The sequence below is a fragment of the Agromyces humi genome (assembly GCF_009720255.1).
In the GTDB taxonomy this organism is placed as follows: domain Bacteria; phylum Actinomycetota; class Actinomycetes; order Actinomycetales; family Microbacteriaceae; genus Agromyces; species Agromyces humi.
The window spans coordinates 1-8,927 of sequence record NZ_WJSP02000140.1 but is presented as its reverse complement, the minus strand read 5'-3'; the positions used below and the strand labels follow the sequence as shown (position 1 = coordinate 8,927).

9 protein-coding genes and 1 pseudogene are annotated in these 8,927 nt (G+C 71.0%); 7 read left to right on the top strand and 3 right to left on the bottom strand.

Annotation, left to right across the window (positions count from 1 at the left end; genetic code table 11):
• Together GH736_RS12340 and GH736_RS12335 are read right to left on the bottom strand one after the other, a co-directional pair.
• Positions 1-912, bottom strand: a 912-nt coding sequence (locus tag GH736_RS12340; protein WP_159603659.1) for a protein kinase domain-containing protein, incomplete at its 3' end; no start/stop codon positions are given.
• A gap of 118 nt (positions 913-1,030) precedes the next feature.
• Positions 1,031-2,299, bottom strand: a complete 1,269-nt coding sequence (locus tag GH736_RS12335; RefSeq protein WP_159603657.1) for a LysM peptidoglycan-binding domain-containing protein — start codon at positions 2,297-2,299, stop codon at positions 1,031-1,033.
• Positions 2,300-2,507: 208 nt separating this feature from the next.
• Here GH736_RS12335 and GH736_RS12330 point away from each other — a divergent pair, with 208 nt between their 5' ends.
• Positions 2,508-2,846, top strand: coding sequence for an Rv2175c family DNA-binding protein (locus GH736_RS12330; protein WP_159603655.1), 339 nt, complete (start codon positions 2,508-2,510; stop codon positions 2,844-2,846).
• A gap of 65 nt (positions 2,847-2,911) precedes the next feature.
• Here GH736_RS12330 and GH736_RS12325 read toward each other — a convergent pair whose 3' ends face one another.
• A complete protein-coding gene (locus GH736_RS12325; protein WP_159603653.1) occupies positions 2,912-4,024 on the bottom strand; it encodes a polyprenyl synthetase family protein in 1,113 nt (370 codons plus the stop codon).
• Positions 4,025-4,098: 74 nt separating this feature from the next.
• Between GH736_RS12325 and GH736_RS12320 the strand changes: the two genes are divergently transcribed.
• The 6 genes and pseudogenes from GH736_RS12320 to GH736_RS12295 all read left to right on the top strand — a co-directional run.
• A complete protein-coding gene (locus GH736_RS12320; protein WP_159603651.1) occupies positions 4,099-4,482 on the top strand; it encodes a DUF3040 domain-containing protein in 384 nt (127 codons plus the stop codon).
• Positions 4,483-4,802: 320 nt separating this feature from the next.
• Positions 4,803-5,234 (top strand): division/cell wall cluster transcriptional repressor MraZ, encoded by a 432-nt coding sequence (mraZ, locus tag GH736_RS12315; RefSeq protein WP_159603649.1) that lies wholly within the window; start codon positions 4,803-4,805, stop codon positions 5,232-5,234.
• 98 nt (positions 5,235-5,332) lie between these two features.
• Positions 5,333-6,286 carry a 16S rRNA (cytosine(1402)-N(4))-methyltransferase RsmH gene (gene rsmH, locus GH736_RS12310; protein ID WP_159603647.1) on the top strand — a complete coding sequence of 318 codons (954 nt, stop codon included), beginning with the start codon at positions 5,333-5,335 and terminating at the stop codon, positions 6,284-6,286.
• Entirely contained in the window at positions 6,283-6,867 is a 585-nt protein-coding gene (locus GH736_RS12305) for a hypothetical protein (protein WP_159603645.1), read from the top strand. Before rsmH ends, GH736_RS12305 begins: the two co-directional genes overlap by 4 nt.
• Positions 6,868-6,892: 25 nt before the next feature.
• The gene (locus GH736_RS12300; RefSeq protein ID WP_235934122.1) at positions 6,893-8,686 is read left to right on the top strand and encodes a peptidoglycan D,D-transpeptidase FtsI family protein; all 1,794 of its coding nucleotides are present in this window, start codon (positions 6,893-6,895) and stop codon (positions 8,684-8,686) included.
• Positions 8,687-8,699: 13 nt separating this feature from the next.
• A pseudogene (locus tag GH736_RS12295) lies at positions 8,700-8,927 on the top strand (UDP-N-acetylmuramoyl-L-alanyl-D-glutamate--2,6-diaminopimelate ligase); the annotation flags it as partial.

Below are 8,927 nucleotides of genomic sequence, written 5' to 3'. Positions count from 1 at the left end.
GGCGCCGGCCGCCATCGCCCCGCCGCCGAGCACCATGGTCGCCTGGGTGCGTCCGTGCGGCCGGGGTGAGCGGATGTCGGGTTCGACCTCGCGCAGGCGCTCGAGCATGACGCGGGCGTCGTTCGGGCGCTCCTCGGGGTCGCGCGCGGTGGCCCAGAGCACGAGCTCATCGAGCTCGACCGGGACGCCGGGGTTCTTCGAGCTGGGCGTGGGCACCGTGTCGTTGGCGTGCTGGTAGGCGATCTGCATCGGCGCCTCGCCCACGTAGGGCTGCTCGCCGGTCAGCATCTCGTACATCATGATGCCGACGGCATAGATGTCGCTCCTCGCGTCGGCGACGCCGCGGGTGACGAGCTCGGGGGAGAGGTATGCGATCGTGCCGAGCAACGCCTGCCCGGTCGCGGTGTTGGCGCTGGCCGCCCTTGCCAGCCCGAAGTCGCCGAGCTTGATGCGGCCGTCGTCGGCGAGCAGCACGTTCTCGGGCTTGAGGTCGCGGTGCACGATGCCGGCCTGGTGGGCGGCGGCGAGCCCCGAGAGCACGGCGTCCATGATGTCGACGGTCTGCTCGGGTGTGAGCTTCTTGTAGTCCTTCAGCAGCTCGCGCAGGGTGATGCCCGGCAGGTACTCCATGACGAGGTAAGCCATGTCGGAGTCCTGGCCCTGGTCGAACACGTTCACCACGTTGGGGTGGGCGAGGCGGGCGGCCGAGCGGGCCTCCTGCACGAACCGCGTCTTGAAGGTGTTGTCGTCGGCGAGGTGGCCGTGCATGATCTTGATCGCGACCCGCCGCTCGAGGCGGAGGTCGGTCGCGAGGTACACCGTCGCCATGCCGCCACGGGCGATCCGCGAGCGCACCTGATAGCGGCCGTCGACGAGACGGCCGATCATGGGGTCGGCGGGCGCGGTGGTCACCGTTCGAGTGTACGAAGAGGTGTATGCCCGCCGCCGACTAAACGCCGTGCAACTCCCAGATCGAAACGCCTTCGTGACCGACGGATGCCGCGACCGGGCGTCGCGCGCGGCGCCGGCGTCAGCCGAGCTCGGACAGCCAGGCGCGCGCCTGGGCCTCCCATTTCGCGTAGTGGTCGGGGTGCGCCGACCGCTGCACCGCCTGGGCGGCCTGGGTCACGCTCATCGACTCCCACCCCGGGAGGTCGAGGAGGCCGAGGGTGCGCCCCGGGTTCGGATTCGCCGGTCCGCCGTAGAACGCGGTCGCGGCGCGCACCGGATCGAGGACCTCGTCGGGCGTGCCCCAGCCCTGGCTGGGCCGTTGCTGGAACACGCCGAGCGAGTCGAGGTCGCCCGAGTGCACGTTCTTCAGTCCCGACTCCTGGGCAGCAGCGGCGAGGGCGATCACGATGCCCTGGTCGGGCACGCCGAGCGCGCGCCCGACATCGACGATGACCTGGGCGTTGCTGCGAGTCTCCTCATTGAGCGGCATGCTCACCGCCGCGACGGCGACGGCCACGACCGGCTCGGCCCGACGCGTGACGAGCACCTGTCCGGGAACGATCAGCGTCGACCCGCCGAGGCCGTTCAGCGCGTCGAGGTCCGCGACGCTCACGCCGGAGGCCGAGGCGATCTCCGAGAGCGTCTCGCCGGCGGCGACGACATGCCGGTCTTCCGCCTCCGTCGTCGTCGACGCGGGCGGGGCGGGTGCGGGGGCCGGAGCCGGCGCGGGGGTGGCCGGGGACGGCGGCGCGTCGGCGACGGGGACCGCGAGCGGAAGGACGATCGCCTGACCGGGGAAGATGAGGCTCGACGTGCTCAGCCCGTTGGCACTGAGCACGTCGGCCGGCGTCAGCCCGTATGCCGCCGCGATGCCGCTGACCGTGTCGCCGTCCACCACGATGTGCCGGGCGATCTCGGGAGCGGCGGCCATCGGTGCTGGAGCGGCGTCGGGGGCGAGTCCACCGGGCAGCGCCAGTCGCTGGCCGGGGAAGATCAGGCTCGACCACCCCAGTCCGTTCGCGGCGAGCACCTCGGCGGTCGCGAGGCCGAATCGCTCCGCGATCCCGCTCACGGTGTCACCCTCGGCGACGACGTACTCGCCGGGCGCCTGCCCTGCGACGGCAGCGCGCACCACGCGGTGCACCTCGGCTCCCTGGGCCTTCGGCTTGGCCTGGCGTTTCACCTGCGGTGGTGCGGCGTCAGCGGGCTGGGCGATTCCGAGCGTCACGGCCACGGTGCTCACGATGGCGATGGGCACGCCGAGAAGCACCCGGATGCCGCGGCGTCGCGGTCGCGCGCCGGACTCGCCGCCCCTCGCGGCCCGGAATGCGTCCGTCTCGTTCGCCATCGTTCCCCCTGGAGTCGGCGTCGGACATCCTCGTCCATCGCCACGCTCGCACAGGGGGTAGGGCGAGTCAACGACCCTCGCCGCGAGTCCGCCGAGTCTGCCGAGTCCGTGCGCGGGAACGGCGCATGCTCGCTGGACGCGACCAGCGGTGGACCTCGGATGCCGCCACGGCTTCCCGAGTCGAGGGTTCGTCTGGCAGGCTGGGAACGTGACCGACGCCGACCAGACCGACTGGCTGACTGTTCCCGACCTCGTCGAGATGCTCGGGCAGACCCCGAGCAGGATCCGACGGCTCATCGACGACCGCCACCTGCTCGCCGCCCGCGTGGACGGCGTGCTCAAGGTGCCGGCGACCTTCCTCCGTGACGCGGCTCCACTGCCCGAGCTGCACGGCACGGCCGTCGTGCTCGCGGACGCGGGCTTCTCCGACGCCGAGGCCCTCGAATGGCTGCTCGGTGAGGACGACAGCCTCGGCACCACGCCGATCGCCGCCCTGCGGGCCGGTCGCAAGGCCGAGGTGCGGCGAGTGGCGCAGGCGCTCGCCTGACGGCGACGGCCCGCGCGGCCGGCACCATCGCGATGCGGCTGCCGACCTCCGGACGCGGAGCGCCGTCAGCTGGTGCGCCGGGAGACCGCCTTCGCGAGTGATCCGAGCTCGGCGCGCGCCTCGCGGCTGATCGGTGCGTCTTCGAGCACCGAGGCGGCCCGCGCGACATGCTGGGCGATGAGGCGCTCGACCTCGTCGACGGCACCGGAGTCGGCGATGGTGCGCTGCAGCATCCGCACCTGCTCGGCGTCGAGGTCGGGGTCGCCGAGGAGCTCGTCGAGCAGCCGACGCGGTCCGGCGGCGAGACGTTCGCGTGCGATCGCCACGAGGAGGGTCCGCTTGCCCTCACGGAGGTCGTCGCCGCTCGGCTTGCCGGTGACCTCGGGATCGCCGTACACGCCCAGCAGGTCGTCGCGCAGTTGGAAGGCGATGCCGAGCGGCAGGCCGAAGCCACGCAACGCGGCCACCTGGGCGGATGTCGCGCCGGCGATCGCGCCGCCGATCACGAGCGGCGACTCGACCGAGTACTTCGCGGCCTTGTAGACGATCACGCGTTCGGCGCGCGTGCGCTGGTCGTCGTCGGACTGGACGACCCACGCCCGCTCCTCGAGGATGTCGAGGTACTGGCCCGCCGTCACCTCCGTGCGCATGCGCATGAACTCGGCGCGTGCCGCGCGGGCGGCCTGTCGGTCGGGAAGCGTCTGCAGCCCTTCGTCGAGGAGCTCGTCGCTCCACCCGAGCAGGAGGTCGCCGAGGAGGATCGCCGACGCCCGGCCGAAGTCCGCCGGGCTGCCCGCCCAGCGCGAGTCGGCATGCAGCTGTTCGAACAGCTTGTGCGCCGCCGGGGCGCCGCGTCGGGTGTCCGAGTTGTCGATGATGTCGTCGTGCACGAGCGCCGCCGCGTGGAAGAGCTCGAGTGCCGAGGCCGCCGAGACGATGGGGAACCAGTCGCGTCGCGCGTCGGATTCGAAGGGATCGAAGCCCCGCCCGCCGACGGCCTCCCATCCCCAGTAGCAGAACCGAGCCCGGAAGCGCTTGCCGCCGCTGAGAAACCGCCTTGAGAACTCGTCGAGGGAGTCCAGGTCGGGGCTGATCGAGCGGAGAATGGAGGTGCGTTCGGAGAGGAACTCCTCGATGCGCGCTTGCACCAGATCGACGAGCCGGGAACCGTGAGCCACCCGCCTAGCCTAGCGAGGCGGGGCGGGGCTAGAATGAGCTCGGATGCGTCGAGCCCGAGCCTGAGGGGAATGAGATGCCGCTTTCAGAGCAGGAGCAACGTCTTCTCGAGGAGATGGAGCGGAACCTCTACCGCAATGACGCGGACTTCGTGCATGCAGTCGGTGGCGTGCGTGGTCGACGACCCAACTACCGGGCGATCGTGCTCGGCGTGCTGGTCGCCGTCGCGGGTGTCGGTGCGCTCATCGCGGGTGTCGCGCTGCAGTTGCTCATCGTCGGCATCCTCGGCTTCGCCCTGATGTTCGCCGGCGTGCTCATCGCCATCACCCCCAGCAAGCGCGGGGCGGCCACGCCTGCGCCCGCGGAGCCCGCCTCCAGCTCGTCGAAGGCCCGGCGCTCGGGCGGATTCATGGACCGCCTGAACGAGCGTTGGGACCGTCGCCAGGACGGTCAGGGCTAGCCCTCCACTTCGCACCACCCAAACGGGTCGATCTTCGGATCGGCCCGTTCTTCGTCGTGCCCGGCGCCACGAGGTGGCCCGCTGCGCCCGCTTGCGCATACTGCCAGCCCCGTTTCCTGCGCTCCGTGGGATCAGCTGGTCGTTGACGCCCCACGCGGGCGCATTTTCCCTCCACTGCGCTCCACCCGCCTTCTCGCCCGTATTCACAGGCATCTCACACCTGGGAAGCACGGAAAGCGAGCGAATGTCGTTGATCGGTGGATGAGAGTGGAGTAAAGTGGGGTCACCTGGATTCTGGCCGGAGGAAAGGGGGTGGTGCGGTGTTCCTCGGGACCTACGAGCCGAAGCTCGACGAGAAGGGCCGCGTCATTCTTCCGGCGAAATTCCGGGACGAGCTGTCGAGCGGCCTCGTGCTCACGCGCGGGCAGGAGCGCTGCATCTACGTGTTCAGCGCACGCGAGTTCGAGAGCATGAGCGACAAGATCCGCCAGGCCCCGGTAACGAGCAAGCAGGCGCGCGACTACATGCGCGTCTTCCTCTCGGGGGCATCCGCGGAGACCCCCGACAAGCAGCATCGCGTCACCGTCCCCGCAACGCTCCGCGCGTACGCGGGCCTGGACCGGGACCTCACGGTCATCGGCACGGGCAGCCGAGTGGAGATCTGGGATGCGACGGCGTGGCAGACATACCTCGCCGAGCAGGAGGCGGCCTTCGCGGACACGGCGGAGGAGGTGATCCCGGGACTCTTCTAGTCCCGGATTGCGACTCCCAGCCGTGCGCGCCTGATGCACTTCCCCGCACCAGGACGAACGGATGGGGATCGGAATCCGGGAACCGTCCCGAAGGAATCATGGACATCGAACGCATCCACACCCCGGTCATGCTCGAGCGCACGCTCGAGCTGCTCGCCCCGGCCATCGAGGCCGACGGCGCCGTGCTCCTCGATGCCACGCTCGGCATGGGCGGGCACGCGAGCGCCTTCCTGACCCGCTTCCCGAGACTCACGGTCATCGGGCTCGATCGCGACACCGACGCGCTGGCGATCGCCCGCGAGCGGCTCGCGCCGTTCGGCGACCGGGCGCGGTTCGTGCACACCGTCTACGACGGCATCGCGGAGGCGGTGCGGTCGGAGGGCTTCGACGAGGTGCAGGGGGTGCTGTTCGACCTCGGCGTCTCCTCGCTGCAACTGGACCGTGCCGAGCGAGGCTTCGCCTATTCGAAGGATGCCCCGCTCGACATGCGCATGGACTTCACCCAGGGCCGCACGGCGGCCGAGGTGATCGCCGAATCGAGCGAGGACGAACTGCGACGCATCTTCCAGGACTACGGCGAAGAGAAGTTGTCGGCCAGGTACGCCCGGGCGATCGTCAAGGCGAGGGCGGATGCCCCCATCACGAGGTCGGCCGAACTCGTCGCCGTCATCACGGCGGCGACGCCGGTCGCGGTGCAGCGGCAGGGTCATCCGGCCAAGCGGGTCTTCCAGGCCCTGCGCATCGAGGTGAACGAGGAGCTGTCGGTGCTGCAGCGGGCGATGCCGGCGGCGCTCGAAACGGTCGCGATCGGCGGCCGCATCGTCGTCCTCGCCTACCAGTCGCTCGAGGACCGCATCGTGAAGCGCGTGCTCCAAGCCGCCTCGAGCTCCACGGCACCCGCCGGACTCCCGATGGAACTGCCCGAGCACCGTGCGCAGTTCCGGCTCCTCGTGCGCGGCGCCGAACTGGCGAGCGAGTCGGAGCAGGCCGAGAACCCGCGCGCCAAGCCCGTGCGGCTGCGTGCCGCGGAACGAGTGAGGAGGCCGTCATGACCGCACTGCCGGCCCACAGCGCTCCAGCTCCACGGCGGAGCCCGGCACCGCGGCCCGAGCGGCGACTCCGTCCGGCACCCCAGCCGAACGGACGCGCCAAGCCGAGGCTCGCCTACGCCGTCATCGCACTCGGCGGGGTCGCCGTGATCGTCGTCGCGCAGCTGCTCCTCTCGATCGCGGTCGCCCAGGGCGCGTACGAGATCGACGGCTACCAGGTGCGCCAGGCGGACTTGGAGCGCGAGCACCAGAAGCTCGCCGAGGACCTCGACCGGGTCGAGTCGCCGCAGTACCTCGCGAAGAACGCGGAGGCGCTCGGCATGGTGCCGAACGCCAACCCGGTCTACCTGCGACTGTCCGACGGCGCGGTGCTGGGGGAGCCGACGCCCGCGACCGGCGGCGCCGCGGCATCCGCCCCGCTCGTGCCGAATGCGCTCATCGACGGCGTGCCGCTCGTGACCGAGCAGGCGGCGGGGGAGACTCCGAACGGAGGGACACCGGCCGAGGGGGCGATCGCTGCACCCGACGCCGCGCCCGTGGTCCCGCCGCCCGCGGACGGCCTGCCGACGCCCGCGACGCACTGACCGGCACCCGACGAGGAAGGCGCGAATGAACCGCACGAGCCGACACCCGATGCGGCGAATCCTCCTGGCCGGCGTGATCCTGGTCGCGCTCGTCGGCGTGTTCGTCGTGCGACTCGTCGACATCCAGGTCGTGCGGGCCGCGGAGCTCAGCGCGGAGGCCGAGGGCCGCCGATCGACGAACGTGAAGGTGTACGGATCCCGGGGCGACATCGTCGACGCGAACGGCATCGTGCTCGCCGACACCGTGATGCGCTACGACATCGCCCTGTCGCCGAAGAACGCGAGCGCGGGCCCGATCATCCGCGAGGAGCCCGATCCCGCCGACCCCGACACGACCACGCGCGTCAAGGTGCCGCTCGAGCAGTCCGCCGCCGAGCTGGGTGCCGTCGTCGGCCTCACCGGCGAGCAGGTGCAGGCGATCATCACCGACGCCCTCGCCGGCGACCCCGACTCCGACTTCGCGTTCGTCGCGAAGCTCGTCGACACCGAGACCTACGAGCAGGTCAAGGCGCTCGACATCCCGTGGGTCGTGCCGTGGGAGCACCCCAGCCGTCGGTACCCGAACGGCGCCGTGGCGGGCAACCTGCTGGGGTTCGTCGATCCTGACGGCAACGCGGTCGCCGGGCTCGAGTACGCCGAGGACGAGTGCCTCGCCGGCGAGGACGGCGAGCTGAGCTACCTGCACAGCCTCCAGGACTGGGTGCAGATCCCCGGCACGCAGGTCATCCACAAGCAGGCGCACGACGGCGGCACCCTGAAGCTCACGATCGACTCCGACCTCCAGTGGATGGTGCAGCGGATCGCGGAGGCGCAGGTGCAGGCGGTCGGCGCCGACTGGGCGACCGTGACGGTCATGGAGGCCAAGACCGGCCGGCTCCTCGCCGTGGCCGACGTGCCCACGGTCGACCCGAACGATCCGTCTTCGACGGAGGAGGACGACCGCGGCTCGCGCTCGTTCACCGCCCCGTTCGAGCCCGGGTCCACGTTCAAGGCGCTGACCGCGGCATCCGTCATCGACGCCGGCAAGGCCGACCCGCTGAGCCAGGTCGTGGCCCCCTATCGATACAAGCCGGCCAACGGCGCCGACGTGAACGACAGCGCCTTCCACGAGGACGAGCCGCTGACGCTGACGGGAGTGCTCATCGAGTCGTCGAACACGGGCATGTCGAAGTTCGGCGAGCTGATGACCGACCGCGAGCGCTACGACGACATGCAGAAGTTCGGGCTCGGCCAGGAGACCGAGGTCGGCTTCCCGGCCGAGGCACCGGGCGACCTGCACGGCGACCCCGACGACTGGGACAACCAGACCAAGTACGCGACGATGTTCGGCCAGGGCCTCACCACGACGGCCGTGCAGATCGCGAGCGCGTACCAGACCATCGCGAACGGCGGCGTGCGCATGCCGGTGCGTCTCGTCGACGGCTGCGGCGACGTCCCCCAGGCCGAGCCCGCCGGCACGCGGGCGGTCTCGGAGCAGGCCGCCGACCAGACCAGCCAGATGCTCGAGCGCGTGTACCTCGAGGGCTGGCTCGCCGACAAGTGGGAGATCCCGGGCTACCGGGTGGCCGCGAAGACCGGCACGGCGCAGGTTCCCGACGGCAACGGCCACTACCTCCACGGCTACCTCGTCTCGGTGTCGGGCTTCGCGCCGGCCGACGATCCGCAGTTCGTCGTTTCGGTGAGCATCATGAATCCCGTTAAGATGAATTCGTCCGCCGCATCCGCTCCCGTCTTCCAACAGGTGATGAGCCAGGTGCTGAAGAAGTATCGGACCGTTCCATCCGGCGCCCCGGCGCCCGAGCTGCCAGCAACCTGGTGAGAAAGTTGGGTTCGTGACCGGATCGCCCCCCGCGGCCCTCCGGCCGCAGCATCCGAGCCCCCGATCGCTCCACGGCCTGGCCGAGACGTTCGGCCTCGAGGTGCACGGCGACATCGACGACCTCGAGGTGACGGGCGTGGTGCTCGCCTCGTCGGCCGTGCGTCCCGGTGACCTCTACGTCGGCGTGCCCGGGCGCAACGCGCACGGTGCGCGCTACGCCGACGCTGCGCGCGACGCCGGT